Source organism: Streptomyces sp. NPDC001530, from assembly GCF_042894545.1.
GTDB lineage: Bacteria > Actinomycetota > Actinomycetes > Streptomycetales > Streptomycetaceae > Streptomyces.
Window position 1 is genome coordinate 109,950 of record NZ_JBIAVS010000010.1, and the last position, 21,757, is coordinate 131,706.

Below are 21,757 nucleotides of genomic sequence, written 5' to 3' on the forward strand. Positions count from 1 at the left end.
CTGCTCTCGAAGGCCGTCAAGGAACTTGGCGTAGAGGCGAAAAGAGAACCTCGATGCTCTGGCCGGCGCGGCGGGCGCACTCGGCCGGGGCCACTCCGGAGTAGAGCCAGAACGAGATCCCGGCGTGCTGGAGATCGTAAGGCCGCTTGGCCAGGCGAGAAGTGCGCTCAGTACGAGTCAGGGCGTGTTCCCGGGCCCGCGCCCACGTGATGCCGTAGGCGGCAGCGTCCACGTAGTTGCCAGCCTGGTTCCGGAAAAGTCGACCGTCAGGTGCCACGTCGAACCGTTTTACGTGGGCACGCAACATGCGTACGAATTGCGGCGGGATGGGAACAGGCCGCGTCGCGCTTGCCGCGCAACGCTTGGGCGAGTGCACCTCGTGCACCTCGTGCACCTCGTGCACCTCGCCGACGTCGGTCCACTCCTTGCCAGACGTGACAACCCCGCCCGAGAGGTTGAGCATCCCCCATCCAGTATTCGGCAAGTGGCATTGATCGATCCGAAGATGGATGACCTCAGCTGGCCGCATAGCCGCGAAGTACATGCAATACAGGGCACGATGCCCAGCTCACCTTGCTCAAGGTCATGGCCGAGCCCTACCGGAAGAGCGGCCAGTGGCCGGTCTGGCGGTACGTCGAGCAGATGATGGACCATCTGGGGCACGACGACGCCGAGCAGGTGCTCAGGTCCCTGCCGGTGGTCGGGGGTACTGCACTCGGCGGCGTTTCGTATGGTCTGGCTTGGTACGACCGGTCCCACCACCCGGCGGATGACGATCGTCCCGCCCTCACCGCCGCCGCTGGCCTCCACTCGCCCGAGTTGCGACACATCTTCGGCGACAACTTCATCACCGTGCTGCAGTACTTCGTTAAGCACCAGCGGGCGATTAAGCCGTCTCCCGACCACGCAGTGGCTGCATATATCACCTCGGATGACTTCAAGCGCGATTTCCCCGTTGTCACAGAAGAGTTCGTGGCGGCCTTGCCGGGCATCTTCCAGCATGAGCCGGTGCTGCGACGTGGTCATCAGCCGTGGGGCACGAATCCCGGCGACTGGCGGTTTGAGCTCCACAAGTGGCTCAAGGAGTACCGGGACATTGACGACTTGCGCAGTTATGTGGAGCGGGTCACCAAGGTAACTAAGGCAGCAGGCACCATCACCCTGACGATCCCGGCGAGTCCACGGCCTGCGCTGTCGCGGATTCTTGGGCCCGCAGGCAGGGTTTCGATCGTTGATTCTTTCTCGGCTGGTTTGCCGACGGTCACGGGAGCCATCAGCCCGCGTTCCGTTACCCCGGCCGAGGAACCGCCGCAGTACGTCAATGAAGACCTCATCAAGGAGCTGGAGGCCAAGCAGGGCCAGACCCGGCTCAGTCCGGACAAGCTCTTGCAGCTCGTCCGTGAGCTGAACGCCTGTTTCCGAGACGGTCACGCCTACGCCTGTCACGCCCTGGTGCGGGCCATCATCGACCACGTGCCGCCCATCCTGGGATGCCAGTCGTTCGAGCAGGCCGCCAGCAGCTACAAGTGGACCAAGACGGACAAGAAGTACGTGCAACGGCTCCTGGAGTTCAAGGTGCAGGCGGATGACGTGATGCACCGACAGATTCGCACCAGCCGTGGCGTCATCACCAAGCACGACCTCCCCAACTCGGGGTACATAAACGCCCTGTTGCGGGAGTGCATTGACCGGCTTCAGTGAGGCCGGCACTCGCCATCATCGGCTTAGGCCATCGTCCCGCCGGCGCGCGCTCCACTGGCGGCAGTACCAAGCCGGGGCAGTAGCGCCCTGATCGCGGCTCATGCCAAGGGAGGTGTCTGCGGCGGAGTCTTGCCATCCCGCAGAGAACCCTTCGCCCCAAGAGGCCGCCCCCATGAACGCCGGTCCGGCCGGCCCGAGGGCGACCGGATACAGTGCGCGGGACGGCAGCCTGGTTTGTGAGGGGAAGCGTGACCGACACCAGCGACACCCGACCCGCCGACAGTGAAGCGCAAGCGCCGCGGCAGAGCCGACTGCACCGCCTGATGCGCTACATCCCCCTGATCGCCCCCGTCCTGCTGTGGGCCGTGCCCTGCTGGGTGCTCCTGCACAGCGGCCAGCACTGGCCGCTGCCCGTCACGCTCGCCGGCACCGCCCTGTTCGCCCTCGGCCTCGTCGGTATGCCGCTCGCGATGGTGCGCGGCCACGGCCGGCGCCAGCAGGACCGGGCGGCGATCGTCGGTGACACCCTGCTGGGCACCAGTTGGGTTCTGTTCACTTGGTCCATTCTGCTCGGCGTCCCATTGTGGCTCGTCCTGACCGTGGCCGGCGTCGACGAGAGTCAGGACCGGGCTCGAATTGTCACTTGGGCCGTCCTCGGCATAACCGCCGTACTACTCGCCTGGGGGTACGCCGAAGCCCGCCGCGTGCCACGCGTGCGCCGACTCGACGTGCAACTCCCACGGCTGGGTGCCGGGTTGGACGGCATCCGCGTCGTCCTCATCACCGACACCCACTACGGTCCCCTCGATCGCACTCGCTGGTCGGCACAGGTATGCGAGACGGTGAACACCCTGGAAGCCGACCTGGTCTGCCACACCGGTGACATCGCGGACGGCACGGCCGAACGCCGCCGCGCCCAGGCCGCCCCACTCGGAACCGTGCGGGCCACCCGGGCCCGTGTATACGTCACCGGCAACCACGAGTACTACAGCGAGGCCCAGGGCTGGGTCGACCTGATGGACGAGCTGGGCTGGGAGCCGCTGCGCAACCGCCATCTGCTGCTCGAACGCGGAGGCGACACCCTCGTGGTCGCCGGCGTGGATGACGTCACCGCCGAGTCCTCCGGCCTGGCAGGCCACCGCGCCCACCTCGCCGGAGCCTTGAACGGCGCCGACCCCGACCTACCCGTCCTGCTCTTGGCACACCAGCCGAAGTTCATCGACCGGGCGGCAGCCGACGGCATCGACCTCCAGCTCTCCGGCCACACCCACGGCGGCCAGATCTGGCCCTTCCACCACCTGGTCCGCATCGACCAGCCCGCCGTCGCCGGCCTCAGCCACCACGGCCCCCGCACCCTCCTCTACACCAGCCGCGGCACCGGCTTCTGGGGCCCGCCGTTCCGCGTCTTCGCCCCCAGCGAGATCACCCTGCTCGTGCTCCGCTCCCCGCACCTGCCCACCTCGATGTAGCACTCGACGGGCCGACACATCCGCTTGGAGCAGTCCACGAGCCGAGGGATGCGGCGTCGACAGATGACCAGTCCCGTCTCGCTGAGGACAAGATCCGGACCATTGCCGGGCCGACGGCTCCAACGAGCCATACGTGGCCACGTTTTACGCAGGTCAGCGACGCGTGACGCCTGTACCACCAGCAGACGAAGAACCTGCTGGTGAGCTACTCGCCGAAGAAGCTGGGCTTCTTCTAGACGTCAGGGCAAGGGCGCCTGAACAGGGCAGATGCCCGCCAGGCGCCCTTCGCGGCGCACACCTGAACCGTTGCGTCACTCCTCGTCGCGCAGCCGGGCCGCCAGGGAGATCAGCGGCTCGGTCTCCTCGGTGTGGCCCAGGGCGGTCAGGCGGGAGACCGCCGCGTCGAGGCGGGTGAGTGCGGGGGCCGGGCGTTCCAGGTAGAGGCCCTCCACGGCGCCCGTGAGGCGGACGCACTCGGCCCACTCGCCGGCGTGCTCGTCCTCCCGTCCCGGCTCGCCGAGCAGGGCGAGGGCCTTCTCCAGGGCGGCCAGGGCGTCCTCGTACTCGCCCGCGTAGGCGTTGACCCGTCCGTGTTCGTAGGCCAGGGCGGTGTCCAGGGAGCGGCCGTGGGCCTCGTATTCGGCGGCGCGGGCCTCGTCGGCGATCCGGCCGGCGTCGGCGAGGAAGGCGAGGGCGTCGGCCAGGCCGTCGGGGCCCTGCTGCTGAGCCTGGAGACGGGCGAGCTCGCGCAGGCAGTTGCTGAGCTGCTCGTAGCGCGGGGCCCGGGCGTGGGCAACGAGTGCCTGGTCCGCGGCCTCGCGGGCTCGGCCGAACTCGCCGGACTCGCCGAGGAGTACGGCCGTCTCCGCGGCGATCATGGCATGGCTTCCCGGGTCGTCGTCCCAGCCGGCCGACTCGGCCGCCAGGGTGACGAACTCCGCCGTGGCGGCCTTGAGGTCCTCCCCCGCGTGCAGCGCGCGGGCGCGGGTCAGGCGCAGCTGAGCGACGAGCCGGTCGTCCACCTCTCCGGCGGCGACGTCCGGTTCGGCCAGCAGGGAGTCGAGCAGTGCGATGCAGTCCTCGACGCGGCCCAGGTCGAGGCTGAGCTGCGCCGCGTTGCTGTAGGTGCAGAACGCGTCCGTCCGGCTACCGCGGCGAAGGTCCATCTCCGCCGAGCGCGTCAGGTGCCGCAGTGCCTCGTCGGGGCGGCCCAGGTGCATGCAGGCCTCGGCCAGATCAGCGTGGAGGCGGGTGGTGTCGATGGCGTCGGGCGGCCACTCGGCGGCCAGTCGCAGGCCTTCGGTCAGGTCAGCGTGCGCGGCCTGCGCGTCCTGGAGGCCGAGTTGGAGCCGGCCGCGCAGTCCCAGCGTGCGGGGCAGGTGCCAGGCGGGGCCGTGCGCCTTCAGCCGGTCGAGGAGGGCGTCGATCTCGGTGATCGCGGCGGGCAGGTCGCCGGAGATGGCGTACGTGCTGGCCCGCAGCATCAGGGCGCCGGAGATCTGCCCGAAGACGTCGTGCCGGGTAGCGAAAGCGTGCAGCACGTCCACCTCGGCGAGGACCGGCTCGACGTGCTCCTCGCTCCCCGACGCCTGCAGGCGCAGACCGAGCGCGGTCGCCCGCAGCCGCAGCAGGCGCGCCTCCTGGTACGGAGCGAGTTCGGGCGTCTCCTCGTGGAGGCGGACCATGGACGCGTGGGCGGCGGTCAGCGCGGTGGCCTTCGCCTCGGCACCGTCGGCGCCCTGCGCGGGGGTCTCGGCGGTGGCGAGCAGGGCGCACGCCCGGGACAGCGCCGCGTGACCCGGCTCTCCGGCGTCGTCGTACAGGGCCGCGGCCTCCTCGTGGAGGGCGGCGGCCTCGGCGAACTCGTCCTTCTCGCCCGCCCGGCTCGCCTCGTCGGCCAGCAGGTCCGCGCGCAGTTGTACGAGCGGGCCCACGGCCGGGTCGCCGGGGTGGGTGTAGTCGCGGGCGGCGACGAGCGTGCGCAGCCGCGCCCAGCAGGCCTGTGCGTCCGGGTGCCCCTGCTGGTCCAAGGTCCTTGCTCGGAGGATGAGTTCGGGCAGGGAGTCGGGGAGGGCGACGGCCGTACGGGCGGCGGGCGCGGCAACCGGCGCGGCCGGGGCCACGTCATCGAGGCTGCGCGTGCGCAGGGTCAGGTCCAGCGCGTCCAGGAGCGGGGCACGGTCGAGGCGGGCCCTGCGGCGGTCGGTGTGGGCCGTGGTTCCGTTGCGGGCGTCGAAGCGGGCGGCGAGGTCGTCAGCGCGGCCGCGCACCTCGGCGCGCAGGCCGGCCACCGTCCAGGTGCGGCCCGCGTACCCGGCGGCGGGCAGTTCGCCGTGGCCGAGGAGCTCGACGCGCTGGAGCAGGACCTCCACGCCGGTGAGGAAGCCGAGCAGGTCCAGCGGCGAGTCGACCTCGTCGAACAGGTTCCGGTTCTCGGCGAGCAGTTCCAGGCCGCGTGCCTCGTTGCCGGTCAGCGCGCAGAACTCCAGGTGCCGGCCGACCTCATGGGACATCGAGGGGTTGCGGCGGCAGCTGCGGTAGCCGGCGAGGTGCAGTTCGCGGGCCCGGTCGGTGCGGCCGGTGCGCAGCAGGGGCAACAGCGCGTGCGAGACGGAGCGGGCCGGCTCCTCCTGGCAGGATTCCTTCCCGGCCAGGACGGGCTCCCAGGTGCGCAGCGCCCGCTCGTCGTCGCCCGCCGTGAGGTGGTACAGGGCGCGCTCGCAGATCTCGCAGGCCTCGCAGTCGCTGAGCCTGGTGCGGGTGCGGGCCGCCCAGAGCTCGTAGGCCAGGGTGGTGTCCTCGCCGACGTGGGCGGCGAGTTGGTACGCCTGTCCGTAGTAGGGCTGGAGGCCGAGGCCGGCCTTCTCGTACCGGTCGCGCATCTCCTTCATCCACTGGTGCAGGCTCGCCAGAGGTATCTCGGGCAGCGCGCGCAAAGCGTTGGCCACCCACTTGAACCGCCAGAACAGCATGTGGCGCAGGCGCTCGTCGAAGACGTCGGGCTGCTCGTCGAAGAGGGTGAGCAGTCGGGCGAAGACGACGGGCGACTTCCGGGGTTCGGAGCCGTAGGTGTACGCCTCCTGGAGTTCGAGGAGCGCGTGGACGAGCGGGACGGGCTCCGCGAACTGCTCGGCGGCGTCGACGAGTTCCTCGGCGGTGACGGTGCGGGTGCGGCCGTAGGGGCGCCGGTCGTTCTCCTGGAGCGCCTGGTACAGCTCGTCCGTGCTCTGGGGATGGGGTGCGGTAGGCATCGTCAGCTGTCCTTGCGGAGGGCGTGGGCGAGGAGGTCGAGGAAGGAGCGGTTGATGAGGCTCGACTCGGCGGGCCTGAGCGGGCGCCGGGACAGCATCGCGGCCTGTCCGTAGAGGGCTTCGGCGCTGGTGCGGGCCAGCTCGGGCTCATCGATGGTGACGGCGGTGCGGACCAGTGGGTTGAGCTGGTTGAGGATCAGCTGGGCCCGCGGTGCCTCCTGGCGCAGGGCGCCGAGGATGTCGCCCCACAGGCCGCCCTCCTGCTCACGGGCGAGCTGGGAGCGCGTGCGCTCGTGCCGGGCCTCGCGGCTGTCCACCAGGAGGGCGGGTGCGGAGGCGGGCTGGAAGGTGCGCAGCGCGACGTCGCAGTCGAAGACGGCGAGGGCGTCGCGGGCCAGGGCGAGGTAGGCCGCGGCGGCCAGTTCCGTCTCCCGGTCGACCGGGTCGAGGTGGGCGGTGAGGGTCGCCGGGTCGAGGTCGGCGACGCTGGCCTCGGGCCTGATCTCGGGCAGCCGGTGGACCAGTTCACGGTCGTAGGTGTAGCCGCCGTTGACGACGCCGAGCCCGGCGGCCGAGGCGATCGCCGCGACCTGCCGGAACTCCTCCACGCTGGACGTCACGAGCACGGTGCGGTGGGTGCGCGCGAACTCGTCGAGGGTGGTGTGCCCGTCGGTGGTCTCGAACGGCAGCCAGGGCAGCAGCATCCGCAGGATTTCGTCGTCGTGTACCGCGAGCGACTTCACGGCCAGGTGGTGTGCCTGGAGGAAGCGGGCGAGCAGGTCCGGGTCGCTGGCGGCGGCCCGGGCGATCCACGCGCGCAGCCGCTCGGCAAGGGCGTCGCGGACGGCGGCGAGAGTGTCGTCCTCGTACAGGGACTCGCGGGACGCCGTCGGGCGCAGGCTCTCGGCGTCGACGACGCAGCGGACGAAGAAGGCCCACTCGGGCAGAATCTCCTCGGCCTGCTCGGACAGCAGCATGCCCTTGACGTGCACGCGGTGGCCGTGACGGCGCCCGGCCGGCACCGCCTCGGGCAGCACGCACGCGATGCCCTTCAGGCCCACGGCCGGCAGGTCCAGCTCGATGGTGTCCAGCGGCGTGAACCCGAAGACCTCTTCGCCGTACGCGGCCAGCGCACGGGATCGGGATCCCGGCGTGGGGTACGTACGGGCCCAGGGGGCGGCCTCGGGGTTGATGGACGCGCCTGGGCCGCCAGGGCCGCCTGTGCCGTCGTCGAAGGTCACCGGGTGGCGCAGCAGGGAGCCGAAGTGCCGGGCCAGCGCGTGCACCTGGGCCGGGCGGGTCCACTCGCCCGCGTCGGCGCGCGGCGTCAGCGTGACGGTGGTGCCGGGCCGGGGGCGGGCGGAGGCGGGCAGGACGCGGACGGTGTAGCTGCCGTCGCCGCGTCCCCGCCACTCCACGGCGGGCGCGTCGGGAGTGCCGGCGGAGCGGCTCAGGACGTGGATCTCGTCCGCGACCAGGAAGCAGGAGAGCAGGCCGATTCCGAACTGGCCGATGAAGTCCCCGCGTTGCTCGGCGATCCGCTCCGCGCGCTTGCTGCTGCGGCCGATCGTGGCGAGGAAGGTGTGCACGTCGGCCTCGGTGAGACCGACGCCGTCGTCCTCGACGCGTACCACCGAACCGTCGGCGTACAGGCGGATGCCGAAGGCGTCGACGGGTGCGGCAGGTTCGAGGCGGTACCGGGCGGTCAGCGCGTCCACCGCGTTCTGCATCAGTTCACGCAGGTAGACACGAGGGCTGGAGTAGAGGTGGTGGGAGAGGAGGTCGACGAGGCCGCGCAGATCCACCTGGAAGGTGCGGTCGGCGCCGGCCGGGTCGACGGCGGTGTCGTGCAGAGTCATCGGGCAGTCCGAAAGTGGGAGGGGCGACGGATGGCGGGCAGGCGGCACCGGGACCGGCGGATGCTCAGGCGCGGCGGTGGTGGCGGGCGAACGCCTTCTCGGGCTCCGCGAAGTAGGTCCATGGCCACTTGGTGTAGGCACCGTCCAGCGTTCGGAAGACGCGCTTGACCGTGTGGCGCTCACCGGCCAGCGACAGCGCCATGGCGAACATGTTGAAGTCGTGCTGCCAGCCCGGGCGCCACGCGTAGGCGGGGTGGAGGATGCTGTGGTCCGCCGCCTCGCGCAACTGCGCCTGGATCTCGGAGGTTTCGAGGTAGTCCCCACGCTCCGACTCGACCCACTCCTCGATGTACGCCATGGCGATCACGCAGCCGAGACGGTGCCCCTGTGGGGCGCGGGCAGCCGCCTCCTGGGCGAACGCCAGGGCCTGCCCCGGCTCGCCGCCCCAACGCGGCTGCAACTGCGACAGCCACTCGAGATGGGTCTCCAGATCCAGCGGGTCGCGGCGCAGGGCGGCGTCGCGCCGGGTCTCGTTGATGGCGGAGCCCAGCGACATGCCGCGACCGGAGGTGAGCAGGCGGCGCCACGGCGTGACCCATTCCGGCCGCAACGCGGCGGCCTCGAGCAGGTGCTCCTCGGCGATGTGGAGCCGCTCATGGAAGACCCGCCACTGCTCCTGTGTGACGTTCACGGCACGCTCGGCGGTGCGCGCCTCCCAGCCCCAGCTGATGTGGCGCGTCCCGGATATCAGCAGGGCGGTCGCCCGGTGCTCCTTGTCCTCCTCGACGGCCCGGACGATCCAGTCCTGCACACCGTCCAAGTCGGCAAGCTCGCCCAGGACTTGGTGGTCGCGGCCGAGATCGAAGGGGGCCAGCGCCGCCTTGACCGCCTTCCAGTCACCCGCGTCGGCCGCCTCGACCAGCGCGAGCACCCGCGCGTCTCCGAGCGCGCGCAGCGTGTACATCCCGTTCTTCTGCCTGCGCGGGACGGGAAGGGCGTGCGGATCCGCCGCCGGTCTCTCCGCACCCCTTCCGAACAGCTTGCCCAACATGCCGCGCCCTCCCCTGGTCCCGCGTGATCGTCTGGGGCAGCATAAACGGCCCCACCGACACCACTTCCACAGGGTTTTCACCGGCGCTTCACGGGCCCGTCCCGCCCTCTCGCCCCTCCCGGTTCCCGCCGACACCTCTACGACTCCGGCTCGTGATCGAGCTGTTGTGGGCCCTGGCGGCTCGGGCACGTGGACGGGTGGACCGGAGACGACACGGCGCAGGTTACGGCTGTCCTCGAAGCCAGGGGCGCCGCGGCATGGGCGAGCGGCAGCCTGTTCACCGACGTGGAAGGCCGTTACCGGTTCTGGGGGCTGACCCCCACGCCGTACCCGATCCCGGACGACGGCCCCGTCGGCCGGCTCCTGCAGCACGCCGGCCGCTCACCGATGCGCGCACCGCACCTGCACTTCATGGGCACGGCACCCGGCTTCCGGCGTCTCATCACCCACATCTTCGTCGCAGGCGACCCTTGTCTGGACACCGACTCCGTCTTCGGCGTGAAGGAGTCACTCATCCGCCCCTTCGACCGTCACGGGGAGGGAACGCCGACGCCGGACGGGCGACGGCTGGAGGGCCCGTGGACTTCGACGACCTTCGACATCGTCCTCAGGAAGGAGTAGGACCTGCGCCGACCACGTCGGGCGCGGGCTCGCGCGGTGCCGAGCGCGGGGGCGACCGCCGGACGGGCGGCCGCAGACGTCCTCCGAGAGGTGAGCGATACCTGCACCGGCCGGACGTCGACAGAGCTCAGGAGTGTACACGCGGAGTCTCCTGAAAATACGAAGAGAGCGCAGTCCTGTCTCTGACCGCTACGCGGCCGATACGCTGTGTCAGCGTTGAGCGGCGAATCGCCGATGTGCTGGGCTGCACCGTGCCGGGAGGAAAACCGGTGATCACCGATGAGGCCGACCCGCTGCGGGTGGTAGCCCGGGCGACCGCAGGGAAGCCGCGTGAGCGGGGTGTGCGGACCCTGCCGAGGACTCTGGAGCGAGACGCCGAACTGGCCACCGTCCAGGCCGCGTTGGATGCCGTGACCGGGTGCTCGGCGACGCAGACGGCGACTCCCGCCGAGCGTTGCGGCGGGCTGCTGGCCTTCACGGGACCGGCCGGAGGGGGCAAGACGACCCTGCTGAACGAAGTGCGGCGCCGCGCGGCCGAACGGGAGTGCAAGGGGCTCTTCGCCAAGGGCGTCGAGCAGGAACAGAGCCTTGCGTTCCACGTGGTGCGCCAGTTGTTCCAGCCGTTGCTGGCCTCGTACTCCGAGAGCGAGCGCCGGGAGGCACTGGGCGACTGGTACGGCATCGTGGGTCCGTGTGTCGGGCTGTGCCCTCCCGCGGCGGAGGGTGCGGCGCCGGATCCGCAGGGCGTGCGGGACGGCCTGGACTGGGTCGTCACCCATGTGGCCGTCCAGCGGGGGCCGTTGGTCCTCGCCGTGGACGACCTCCATTGGGCGGACGCGGAGTCCATGGCGTGGCTCATGTCCTTCGCGAGGCGGGTGGAGGAGCTGCCGGTGCTGATGCTCGTCGCCTACCGCCCGGACGAACTCGGCGAAGAGGCGGCCGAGTTCGCCGACATGGTCGAGCGGAACCAGGTCCGTCCCCTGGACCTGGCGCCGCTCAGCCCGAGCGCCGTCGCGGATCTGATGCGCGAGGGCCTGGACGCCAAGGTCGACGACGACTTCTGCCAGGAAGCCTGGCTGGTGACCGGCGGCAACCCGTTCGAGACGGTCGAGCTGGTGGCAAAGGTGGGCGACCGCCGTCTGGCTCCCATCCGGGAGAACGCCCACGCGCTGCGGGACCTTGCCGCGGAGACCTGGGGCGGCGGCCTGGTGGACCGGCTGAACGAACTGGGCCAGGTCGCGATCCGGCTGTCCTGGGCGGTGGCCGTCCTCGGTTCGGAGGCGACCCCGTGCCTGGCCGCATCTCTGGCGGCGCTCGGCCAGGCCGAGTTCACCCAAGCCGCGGACGTACTGCGGGCCGAGCGGATTCTGACGTACGGCCCCACGCTGGAATTCGTGCATCCGCTCATCGCGACGGCGATCTACCGTGCCATTCCCACCCCGACGCGCGTGGCCCTGCACGGCAAGGCCGCCTGGGAGCTCGTCGAGGCGGGGCAGGGCCCGGCCGCGGCGGCGCGGCATCTGCTGGAGACGCAGCCGGAGGGTGACACCTGGGCCGCGGAGCAACTGCACGAAGCGGCCCGCGAATACCTGCGCCGCGGCGCTCCGGAGGCCGCCCGGCGCTGTCTGAGCCGCGCCCTGTGCGAGCCTCCGCCCGCGGAGCTGCGGGCCACGGTGCTGTACGAACTCGGCTCTCCGGCGCTGATGCAGGACCCGACCGCGACGGCGAACCATCTGCGGGCCGCGCTGGAGGAGCCGGATCTGCCGTCGGCTCTGCGGCAGAGCATCGTGATCCGCCTCATGCGGGCGCTGGCGTACTGCGACCGGCTGGCCGAGGCGTCGGATGTGGCGACCCGGGAGGCCGGCAGGGCCACCGACTCGCGCATGCGCCTGCGCATGTTCATGGAGCACTTCATGGTGGCGGGGATCACCTCGCACAGCCGGGAAGTCCCCGTCCTGTCACGCCGGCTCGCCCAACTCACCCGGCGGCTGTCCGGCCGGAACCAGACCGAGCGCTACCTGTTCGGCCTGCGGGCTTGGAATGCGATGGTGCGCGGCGAACCGGCGGAAACCGCCTTGCAGTACGCCGAGCGGGCGCTGGGGTCCGAGGGCATGCGCTGGACGGACGAGGAGTGGGGGTTCGAGGTCCCGTCGCTGGTGGCCCTCACCTTCCTGTACTGCGACCGGCCGCATCGGGCCGAGGAACTGTATGCGGCGGCCATCGCGGAGTACGAGCACCAGGGCTGGCGTGGGGTGCATCTCGCGCTCGGCTACAGCCTGTTGGGCTACATCCGGTTCTGGAAGGGCCAGCTCACCGACGCCGAGGACTTCGTCCGTGCCGGGCTGCAGCTGGCCGACCGTCTGGGGCCGGCGGGCGTCCATGCGCAGTGGTACGCGCTCGGAGGCCTGATCGAGATCCTGATCGCTCGTGGGGAATCCGCGGCCGCCGAGGAGTTGGCCGCAAACCGCCGCTTCGGCAAGCCGTTCCCTTCGGTGCTGACGCTTCCCGACGTCCAGACCGTCCACGGCGACCTGCTGCTGGCCCGCGGCATGGAGAAGGAAGCCGCGGAGGAGCTGACCGAGGTGGGCCATCGCCTCGACCTACGCGGTATGCGCAACCCCGCCTGGTGTCCGTGGCTGTCCCACCTGGCGCTCGCCTCCCGGAGGACGGAGCCCGCCCGGGCGCTGGAACTCGCTCGGGACGGACTGCTGCGCGCCGAGCGGTTCGGTACGGCAACAGCGGTGGGACAGGCCCTGCGTGTGCTCGCCCGGGTGGCCGAGGGGCCGGAGGGCATCGCTCAGCTACGGCGGGCCGTCACCGTGCTGGAGACGGCGCCCTCGTCGTACGAGCGCGCGAGCGCCTTGGTCGAACTCGGCACCGCACTGCGCCGCGCCGGGCGCTTCGCGGAGGCTGCGGGGCCGCTGTACCGGGGTGTGGACCTGGCCGGTCGGTGCGGGGCCGGAGGTGTGGCGGCACAGGCCCGTGACGAACTGGTCTCGGCCGGGCTGAGGCCGCGCCGTCTGGACGTGGCGCTGCACGAGTCGCCGTAGCCGGAAGAACGCCGTCCGCCCTGGCGGAAGGACGCCGTCCATGGAGTGAACGGCGCACGTGAGGACGTGTGCGCGGGGCCGTGCGCCAGTTGGTGGGGCGTGAAGTGCCGTGGGCCCACGTCTTCGGTTTCCGCCCGCGACGAGCAGCGCAGGATCCATCACGGCGTGACAGTACGGGAGCCCCTGCTCCCAGCCCCCCATGTTCTTGGTCTCGCTCCCCGGGAGGGGAAATGCTCATCGCTGCAACGGGTGCTGACGGCCGTTCCCTGATCGCCCTCACCGACGCCGCACCGGACCTGAGGGACGTCCGGCAGGCGGTCGATGCGGTACTCACCGAGTTACTGGCGGCCAAACGCCGCTCTGCGGCACCCGCGTTACGAGAACTCATCGACACCTTGCACGGATTCCTCTTCGCCGGCGGCAAACGGGTCCGGCCGGTGATGTGTATCTGCGGTTGGTACGCCGCAGGAGGCCGCGGAGATCCGGAGCCGGTGGTGCGGGTCGCGGCGTCGCTCGAGCTGTTCCACACCTTCGCCCTCATCCATGACGACGTCATGGACAACAGCGACCTGCGGAGGGGGCGTTCGACCGTCCACCGGTCGCTGGCCGACCTCCACCGGAGCCGCGGCGGCCCCGGCAACGCCGACCAGTTCGGGCGGAACGCGGCCGTCCTGCTCGGCGACCTCGCCCTGGCCCTCTCCGACGAACTGCTGCACACGAGTCTCACGCCCGACCAGCTGCGGGCGGCCCTCCCGGTGATCGACACGATGCGTACCGAGGTCGTGTTCGGCCAGTACCTCGACCTCCTCGGCGTCGGCAGGCCGATCGGCGATCTCGCCCACGCCCTGGAGCTCATCCGCTTCAAGACCGCGAAGTACACCGTCGAGCGCCCGCTGCACCTCGGCGGCGCGCTGGCCGGCTGTGCCACCGCGGTCGCCAACGCCTGCACCGCCTACGCCCTCCCGATCGGGGAGGCCTTCCAGCTCCGGGACGACCTCCTGGGAGCCTTCGGCGACCCCGCGGCGACCGGGAAGCCGGCCATCGACGACTTCCGGGAAGGCAAGTGCACCGTCCTGATGGCCCTTGCCGGCGCACGGGCCGACCCCGTGCAACTCCGGCTCCTTCATGCTCTGGTGGGGCGTCCCGACCTCACCGAGGAGCAGGCCGACGCCGTACGGGTCGTACTGGAGGCCACGGGCGCCCGCCTCACGGTCGAGCGCATGATCGCCCGCCGTTGCCGCCGTGCGCTGTCCGCCCTCGACCGCGCCGCCTTCCCCCAGTCCGCCACCGCTGCCCTGCGCCAACTCGCTTTCGCACTCTCCGCGAGGACGTCATGACCGAGATCTACCTGCCCGAACTGCCCCGGCTGCTCCCCGTGGCCTACCACCCCAAGGCCGCCCAGATCGAGTTCCGGTCCAACGGCTGGGTGCGCCGCCTGCTCGGCAGCTGCTTCATACGCGAGGAGGATCTGCTCTTCTTCCTCCGCCAGCGCAACGGCCTGTACGGGCCCCTGACCGTGCCGGACGCCAGCGAGCGGCGGGCGCTCGACGTCACCGACTGGTACCAGTACGTCACCGTCATAGACAGCGCCGTTTCGGACCGCTCGGCGCTGGGAGCCGACGAGTCCGACGCCCGCGAGGTGTTCGCCGGCATCATGACCGACTTCCACGGCGGCCCGGACGGCAGCGAGCAATTCCCGTACGCCCGTGCGGGCAAGGAGCTCTGGCGACGCATCAGCCCGGGGCTCTCCCCCGCGCAGATCCGGCGGTTCGCCGATGCTCTGGAGGCGTTTCTGCACGGGTGCGCCACCGAGATCGGTTTCAAGCTGACGGACCGCGTGCCGGACTACGAGACGTGTATGGCCGTGCGCATGAACAGCTTCGGCTGCGACTTCATCCGGCTGATGACCGAGTACGCGGCCGAGGTCGACATGACCGCCCTCGACTCGCTGTTCACGGACGTCCACACGCACGGAATGCGGCAGATGATCATCGTCAACGATCTGCTGTCGTGGCGCAAGGAGCATGCCCAGGGGGACAAGATGACACTGGTCCGCGTGCTCATCGAGCGTGAGGGGCTCGGTCTGCAGCAGTCGGTCGACCAGCTCTGTGGGCTGGTCGAGCACCATGAGAAGGCCTATCTCGCGGCACGGGACCGGCTGCTGGACGGGCCGCACGGCTCGCGCCCGGACATCCGCGGCTACCTGCGCGGACTGGACCACGTCATCGGTGGCAGCCAGGAATTCGAGTACCTCACGCCCCGCTACTTCGGCGACGGCTACGTCTGGGACGGCTCCACGTCGGGCTGGATCAGCCTCACCGATCCCGTCACCCGATTCCGGCCACACTCCGGCCATGACCCCGATGCCGACGCCTCGCTCGCAGTCGGCACGGGCCGGCCCGCGCCTTCCATGACGAGGAGCTGAAGCGGTGACTGCGATCCGACCCACATGGCCGGGGTTCCGACTGCCGGCACGGGGCATCGCCCCGCCGACGGCGACCGGCACCGCGCCCGGCGGGCTCCCCCTTCTCGGCCACGCGATACCCCTCTTGCGCCGACCGCTGCAATTCCTCACCTCCCTGCCGGCCCACGGCGACCTGGTCGAGGTGCGTCTCGGCCCGCTACGGGCCTACCTGGTCTGTCGGCCCGAGCTCGTCCAGCAGGTCCTGCTGGACCCGCGTACGTTCGACAAGGGCGGCCCGCTGTTCGACGCGGCCCGGCTGCTGGTGGGCAACGGCCTGGTCACCTCGGGCTGGGCGGAGCACCGAATCCAGCGCCGGCTTGTACAACCCGCCTTCCACACCGGCCGGATGGCGTCGTACGCCCGTGTGATGTGTGAAGAGGTCGACGCCGTGCTCTCGGCATGGGAGGCGGACCGCGCCGTCGACCTCAATGCCGCGCTGCATGCCCTCACGATCCGCGTCACCATGCGCACGCTGCTCTCGACGACGATGGACAGCCGCGCCGTCGCCGAGGTGCAGCACTGTCTGCCCGTCATCTTCAAAGGCGTCTACCGGCGCATGATCGCGCCGATCGGGCCGCTGCACAGGCTCCCCACCCCGGAGAACAGGCGGTTCGACCGGGCACGCGCGAGGCTGTGCGCGATCATCGACGAGACCGTCCGGGCCCGCCGGAGTGCCGGGTCGGAGAACGAGGACGTGCTGTCGATCCTGATCGGTGCCCAGGACGAGGAGAGCAGCAAGCGCTTCACCGACGACGAGATCCGCGACCAGGTCATGACGATGCTGATCGGCGGAACCGAGACGACCGCGAGCGCCCTGGGCTGGGCCTTCCACCTCCTGGGCCGGCACCCGGAGGCGGAACGGGAGGTGCAGGACGAGGTCGACCGCGTCCTCGGCGGACGGCTGATGCCCGCCTTCTCCGATCTGCCCGAGCTCGACTACACCCGGCGCGCCGTCACCGAAGCCCTGCGCCTGTTTCCGCCCGCCTGGATCCTCACCCGGACGACCACCGCCGAGACCGAACTGGCGGGACAACCGCTACCCCCCGGCACGATCATCCTGTTCAGCCCATACGTCCTCGGCCGCGACCCCGGTGTCTTCCCCGACCCGGGGCGCTTCGACCCCGACCGCTGGCTTCCCGAGCGCGTGTCGCCGGCGCAGCGCGGCGCTCTGTTGCCCTTCAGCGCGGGCAGCCGCAAATGCATCGGTGACGCCTTCGGTATGGCCGAAGCGACGCTCGCGCTGGCCGCCGTCAGCGCACGCTGGCAGCTGAGGCCCGTACCAGGCGCGACGATCCGGCCGAAGCCCAAAGCGGCCCTGAGCCCCGGCCCGCTCCTCATGCTCCCCCAGCGACGGCACCGCCCGGCGCGGTCGCAGGTGAGCAGCCGCCGGGCCGCGGATCAGTAGGAACCCGAGACGTCCCGAGGGCAGCTTCCGGACACGACACCGCTCGCGCGACACAGCTGTGCGGGCCGAGGTTTCCCTCGGCTCGCACAACAGAGAAGCGCGATGCGTCGCTCGGCCGGATCACCCACCAGGCGCTGCGAGCCCCGGCAAGCGAGGCTGCACCGTGGAGGTGGGTCATGGAGCAGGTGACGGCGGACGTGTGCGTCGTGGGCGCCGGATTCGCGGGACTGGCGGCCGCGCGGCAGCTGGTCGAGGCCGGGCGTGAGGTCGTGGTACTCGAGGCCGCGGACCGGGTGGGCGGGCGGGTCTGGAACCGGGAGCTGCCCGACGGCACCGCGGTCTCCGTGGGCGGTACGTGGCTGGGAAAGGGCCAGGAACGGATGTTCCAGCTCTGCCGCGAGCTGGGGCTCGAGGTGTATCCGCAGTACGACGAGGGCGATCACATCGTTCGCCTCGACGGCCTCAACCACCGCTACCGGGGCGGCATCCCCAAGACCGGCCCGGCGGCACTCGCCTCACTCGGGCTGGCGTTCCTGCGTCTGAACCTGATGGCCCGGCGACTTCCGGTGGACGCCCCCTGGCAGGCACGGCACGCACGGGCATGGGATGCCCGCACGCTCGGGCAGTGGCTCTCCCAGCCGCTCAACGTGCCCTCAGCCACCGCCCACACCCTCCTCAGGTCGACGATGAATCTGCTGTTCTGCGCCGACCCGGCGGAAGTCTCGCTGCTGGGCGCACTCGTCCTGGCACGTGGCGGCGGTGGTTTCGGCTACTACACCGAGACGCGGAAGACGGAATCCCACCTCGTGGACGGCGGAGCCCCCGAACTGGCCCGGCGGATGGCCGCGCGCCTGGGCGCGGCGGTGCACCTGTCCAGCCCGGTCCGGCGGATCGTTCAGAACACCACCGGTGTGGAGGTCGTCTCCGATGCGCTCGCCGTACGGGCACGACGGGTCATCGTGGCCACTCCGCCCGTGCTCGCCGGTCGGATCTTCTTCGACCCGCCGCTGCCCGCCGCGCACAGTCACCTGCGGCAACGGGTGGTGCCCGGGACGATCATCCGGGTGCACACGGAGTACCCCGAGCCGTTCTGGAGGGGGCAGCAGCTGTCGGGGCAGACGCTCGCGCCTCAGTCGCCCGTCCCGATCACCATCGACCAGACTCCGCGTTCGGGGCAGCCGGGTGTGCTGAGCAGCTACGCGTTCGGGGCCTGGGCCGTACGGCTGGGTCGCCTGGATCCCAAGGAGCGGCAGGATGTCTGGCTGGACGCGCTCGCCGAGCGTTTCGGCCCCGCGGCGCGCCGTCCCACCGCATACCTGGAGACCGACTGGTCCGACCAACCGTGGTCGCTGGGCGGGATGGTCGCCCATTTCCCGCCGGGCGCGCTGACGAATTACGGCAGTGCGCTGCGCGAGCCCGTGGGTCGGATCCACTGGGCGGGTACGGAGTCGGCGACGCTGATGCACGGACTGATGGAGGGGGCGGTGCGCTCCGGCGAGCGAGCGGCCCGCGAAGTCCTGGCCACGAGCTGATCCCGGCGCCCCTTCGGGGGCGCCCATTGCGGGTAGAGGACCGACCGAAGATCCGCCACCCATGACAGCCCAGCGGGTGGGACGGCGCGTACTGCGCGGGGAGCGGGGGCGCACCGCTGGTCGGCTACTCCGCGCAGAAGCTCGGGTTCTTCTAGCAGCACGGAAAGGCGCCTGCCTGGGCGTTGCCCGGGCAGGCCGCTGATCACGGTCCCTGTCCGGGGCCCCAACGGCGTGGCTCTACCCCAATTCCCCCATTCGGGTTGCCTGTTGTGTTCCTGGTAACGGCTCTCTGCTCCTTGCGTCCTTGATGGTGTCCGCACGTTCGGTACATCGAGATAGAGGCGGGGGGACCTCAACCAACGTGCCGCCCCAAGTCCTTTGCATCTGGGTGCAACGCCTTTGCAACGTGGCACGTGGTCAGCTGAGTCAGGAACGTCAGGGGCCGCAACAAGAGGGAGATCGCCTTGATGCACGTCGTCCCGCGCGTGGAGCTGACCCCCGCGGCCGCCGAACTGGTGCGGCGGCTGCGGGCGGTCCACGGACCGCTGATGTTCCACCAGTCCGGCGGCTGCTGCGACGGCAGCGCGCCCATGTGCTACCCGGACGGCGAGTTCCGTACCGGCGGCTCCGACATCCTGCTCGCCGAACTCGAGGTCGAGGGGGTCGAGGAATCGGTGGCGTTCTGGATGTCGAAGAGCCAGTACGAGGTGTGGAGCCACACCCGTCTGATCGTCGATGTGGTGCCGGGCCGCGGCAGCGGCTTCTCGCTCGAAGCACCCGAAGGAGTGCGTTTTCTGATCCGTTCCCGCGTCGTCGGCGCCTAGCCATGGGCACGGCCACCGCCATCTGATGCACTCCCCTTGAGTCCTGGGAGAGTTGACAGACATCAGGGGGTACGGTGACGCGTCTCAGCGGACGTTTCAGAACGGCACTGACGGTTGTCGCGACGAGTGCGCTGGCCGGGACCGCCCTGTTGGGGGCGGCACCGGCCAGCGGCGTGGAGGGCGCCACGAGTACGGCTGTCGCTCCCGGCGTCGAGTACACGGAGTTGGACATCCCGGCCGCCAAAGGTGTGGCGCACGCACATGTGCTGAGCGTCGATCTGCGCAATCCACGGGTGCGGGTCGACCTCCTGTATCCCGGAGCGGTGGCGTCCCGGGCGCCGGTCTCCCACCTGGCCGACTCCCGGGGCGCCGTCGCCGGTGTCAACGGCGACTTCTTCAACATCACGGAGACCCAGCATCCGGGGGTCGAGGCGACGGGCGCGACGGTGGGCCCGGCGATCGCGAGCGGGCACGAACTCAAGGCGGCGGTGCCGAACGGTCAGCGCTTCGGGCCCGCCCTGCCGCCCGGCACGACCACCGAGGACGTGCTCGGCGTGGGCGTCGACCGCAGGGCCCGGCTGGACAGTCTGGCCCTCGATGGTTCCGTACGCAGTCACGAGGGGCGGTGGCCGCTCGGCGGGCTCAATCAGTACGCGCTGCCGGAGGGTTCGATCGGCGCGTTCACCTCGGACTGGGGCAGTGTGTCCCGGGTGCGGGCGACCTGTGGCACGGACATCAACCGGGCGGCACCTTGTAGTGCCGACACCTATGAGGTGACGGTCGAACGCGGAAAGGTCGTGTCGGCGGCCAACACACCCGGCAGCGGCCCCATCGCTCCCGGCACCACGGTGCTGGTGGGCCGCGAAGCGGGCGCCCAGCAGTTGCGGAAGCTGTCCGTGGGCGAGCAGGTCGGGGTGCGGCACCGTCTGGTGGCGGAGGCCAGCAGGGTCCCGTATCGCTTCGCGCTCGGCGGCTACCCGTTGCTCGTCGACGGCTCGCCGCTGCCCGGCCTGGACAACACGGCCTCGGCGGTACGGACCGCCGTGGGCTACTCGGACGGCGGGCGCCGCCTGCTGCTCCTCGCCCTGGACGGCGCGCCCGAGTTCCGCAGCGGACTCACCATCGCCGAAGTGACGGAAACCATGCGGGAGTTGGGCTCGGAGGATGCCTTCAGCCTCGACGGCGGGGGCTCCAGCACGATGGTCGCGCGGGAGCCGGGGGCGGACACCGTCAGCGTCCTCAACCACCCCAGCGGAGGCGCCGAACGCCCCGTCCCGAACGGCATCGGCGTGTTCTCACGACCGTGAGTCACGGCCTGAGGCTGCTCACGATGTCCGCCGTCGCCGTGAGCCCGCTGTGGATGGTCGGGGCCATGCTCGTGCTGGCCAGGTAGAAGCCGAGCAGGACGCAGACCAGGGCGTGGGAGATCTTCAGCGCGCCGTTGCGCAGGAAGACCACCGCCAGGATCAGGAGCAGCAGCACCACAGAGATGGAAATGGCCATCGTGAACCTCCTCCGCCACGTCCGCTTCGCGGCGTTCGGCCGCAAGTGTGGCGTAGCGGAGGGTTCATCCGGGCAGCTGACGCGTCCCCCGAACGAGTGGTTCTACGCCCGGTCGTGGACGTCCAGGAACATCTCCAGGCCGGCCAGGTCGTCCGTGTTGAGGTAGTCGACGTCGGCGGCGAGCAGTTCGCCCCACAGCGCGTCACGGGCCGGGCCCGCGAGATCGGGCGTCGCCCAGAACCGGACCTTCTGCCCGCGCGTGTGCGCCGCCGCGATGATGCCGCGCAGCTTCTGGCGTTCGGCGTCGGGGAACGGGCCGTCTCCCAGCCAGGTGAAGTTGAGGGTCCAGTTGTCGGAGATCAGCGGGATGAAGGAGGCGGGGACCGCGCTGCCGAGGTCGGCGAGCCGGCCGTCGTAGAAGGCGCGCCGCACGCTCTGCGCCTCCATGGGCGTACGGGCGGCCCGGTCGCCGGAGATCACGGCCGTGACCGCGCCGGGGTACACGCGGCCGTGCGCGTAGGTCGTGAACAGGTGCCGGTAGCGGCGCAGATGGCGGTCGAGTTCGAGGTACGTCGACGAGCCCTCGGTCTTGATATCGATGAGAAGTTGCAGGGACCTGCGGTAACCCCGGTACACCGAGCCGTGGTTGGCCTTGACCCGGGCGGCGAGGGGTTCGAGGTAGAGGGATTCGAGGGTACGCGTCGGGTCGAGGTCGACGGGGTCGTGGGCGACGAGGAGCTGGTCCCCGACGAGGTAGATGTCGGCCTCGACGCTGCCGAAGCGGTGGTCGAGGGCGTCGAAGAGGGGGCGCGGGTGCTCGTAGTCGTTGTGCGCGTGCGCACGCCACAGCGGGCGCGGGCCGTGCCCCCTCTCGCTCGCCCGCGCGTACGCGGCGGGCAGCGCGACGGAGCCGGCCAGGGCTGCGCCGAGGGTGGTGAGGGCTCTGCGGCGGGTGGTGAGGGCCATGCTCTGCCTCCCTGGATGTGCCGTACGGGACGACAGCGAGTATGCGGTTGCCAGGGGGCAA

The 21,757-nt window shown here is 70.8% G+C and carries 16 protein-coding genes; 10 read left to right on the top strand and 6 right to left on the bottom strand.

From position 1 onward, the window contains the following. Window positions 1–16: 16 nt before the first annotated feature. The gene (locus tag ACFY0T_RS21470; protein WP_388872716.1) at window positions 17–544 is read right to left on the bottom strand and encodes a hypothetical protein; all 528 of its coding nucleotides are present in this window, start codon (window positions 542–544) and stop codon (window positions 17–19) included. Window positions 545–585: 41 nt separating this feature from the next. On the opposite strand from ACFY0T_RS21470, the gene ACFY0T_RS21475 reads away from it, so the two are divergent. Then, complete coding sequence (locus ACFY0T_RS21475) at window positions 586–1,701, top strand: hypothetical protein (protein ID WP_388872719.1); 1,116 nt, start codon at window positions 586–588, stop codon at window positions 1,699–1,701. Window positions 1,702–1,949: 248 nt separating this feature from the next. Next, entirely contained in the window at window positions 1,950–3,170 is a 1,221-nt protein-coding gene (locus ACFY0T_RS21480) for a metallophosphoesterase (protein WP_388872722.1), read from the top strand. Window positions 3,171–3,481: 311 nt separating this feature from the next. On the opposite strand, the gene ACFY0T_RS21485 is transcribed toward ACFY0T_RS21480, so the two are convergent. From ACFY0T_RS21485 to ACFY0T_RS21495, 3 genes are all read right to left on the bottom strand, one after another. Further along, complete coding sequence (locus tag ACFY0T_RS21485) at window positions 3,482–6,421, bottom strand: hypothetical protein (protein WP_388872725.1); 2,940 nt, start codon at window positions 6,419–6,421, stop codon at window positions 3,482–3,484. Window positions 6,422–6,423: 2 nt separating this feature from the next. Beyond that, window positions 6,424–8,280 (bottom strand): HSP90 family protein, encoded by a 1,857-nt coding sequence (locus tag ACFY0T_RS21490; RefSeq protein WP_388872727.1) that lies wholly within the window; start codon window positions 8,278–8,280, stop codon window positions 6,424–6,426. A gap of 64 nt (window positions 8,281–8,344) precedes the next feature. Beyond that, the gene (locus ACFY0T_RS21495; protein ID WP_388872729.1) at window positions 8,345–9,331 is read right to left on the bottom strand and encodes a hypothetical protein; all 987 of its coding nucleotides are present in this window, start codon (window positions 9,329–9,331) and stop codon (window positions 8,345–8,347) included. A 189-nt stretch (window positions 9,332–9,520) separates the two neighbouring features. Between ACFY0T_RS21495 and ACFY0T_RS21500 the strand changes: the two genes are divergently transcribed. The 8 genes from ACFY0T_RS21500 to ACFY0T_RS21535 all read left to right on the top strand — a co-directional run bounded on the left by ACFY0T_RS21500 (window position 9,521) and on the right by ACFY0T_RS21535 (window position 20,534). Next, complete coding sequence (locus tag ACFY0T_RS21500) at window positions 9,521–9,952, top strand: hypothetical protein (protein WP_388872732.1); 432 nt, start codon at window positions 9,521–9,523, stop codon at window positions 9,950–9,952. 269 nt (window positions 9,953–10,221) lie between these two features. Beyond that, window positions 10,222–13,002 carry an ATP-binding protein gene (locus tag ACFY0T_RS21505; protein ID WP_388872734.1) on the top strand — a complete coding sequence of 927 codons (2,781 nt, stop codon included), beginning with the start codon at window positions 10,222–10,224 and terminating at the stop codon, window positions 13,000–13,002. Between the two features lie 230 nt (window positions 13,003–13,232). Further along, window positions 13,233–14,339 carry a polyprenyl synthetase family protein gene (locus ACFY0T_RS21510; protein ID WP_388872737.1) on the top strand — a complete coding sequence of 369 codons (1,107 nt, stop codon included), beginning with the start codon at window positions 13,233–13,235 and terminating at the stop codon, window positions 14,337–14,339. Then, window positions 14,336–15,427: a terpene synthase family protein gene (locus tag ACFY0T_RS21515; protein WP_388872740.1), complete on the top strand. Its 1,092-nt coding sequence runs from the start codon at window positions 14,336–14,338 to the stop codon at window positions 15,425–15,427. Before ACFY0T_RS21510 ends, ACFY0T_RS21515 begins: the two co-directional genes overlap by 4 nt. 4 nt (window positions 15,428–15,431) lie before the next feature. After that, window positions 15,432–16,871, top strand: coding sequence for a cytochrome P450 (locus ACFY0T_RS21520; RefSeq protein ID WP_388872743.1), 1,440 nt, complete (start codon window positions 15,432–15,434; stop codon window positions 16,869–16,871). 176 nt (window positions 16,872–17,047) lie between these two features. Then, complete coding sequence (locus ACFY0T_RS21525) at window positions 17,048–18,403, top strand: flavin monoamine oxidase family protein (protein WP_388872746.1); 1,356 nt, start codon at window positions 17,048–17,050, stop codon at window positions 18,401–18,403. A gap of 467 nt (window positions 18,404–18,870) precedes the next feature. Further along, on the top strand, window positions 18,871–19,227 hold the full coding sequence (locus ACFY0T_RS21530; RefSeq protein ID WP_388873428.1) for a DUF779 domain-containing protein: 357 nt from the start codon (window positions 18,871–18,873) through the stop codon (window positions 19,225–19,227). A 74-nt stretch (window positions 19,228–19,301) separates the two neighbouring features. Next, window positions 19,302–20,534 carry a phosphodiester glycosidase family protein gene (locus tag ACFY0T_RS21535; RefSeq protein ID WP_388872748.1) on the top strand — a complete coding sequence of 411 codons (1,233 nt, stop codon included), beginning with the start codon at window positions 19,302–19,304 and terminating at the stop codon, window positions 20,532–20,534. Window position 20,535: 1 nt separating this feature from the next. On the opposite strand, the gene ACFY0T_RS21540 is transcribed toward ACFY0T_RS21535, so the two are convergent. Both ACFY0T_RS21540 and ACFY0T_RS21545 read right to left on the bottom strand, forming a co-directional pair. Further along, a complete protein-coding gene (locus ACFY0T_RS21540) occupies window positions 20,536–20,730 on the bottom strand; it encodes a hypothetical protein (RefSeq protein ID WP_362516147.1) in 195 nt (64 codons plus the stop codon). Window positions 20,731–20,832: 102 nt separating this feature from the next. Beyond that, window positions 20,833–21,696 (bottom strand): phosphatidylinositol-specific phospholipase C/glycerophosphodiester phosphodiesterase family protein, encoded by an 864-nt coding sequence (locus ACFY0T_RS21545; protein WP_388872750.1) that lies wholly within the window; start codon window positions 21,694–21,696, stop codon window positions 20,833–20,835. Between the last annotated feature and the right edge of the window lie 61 nt (window positions 21,697–21,757).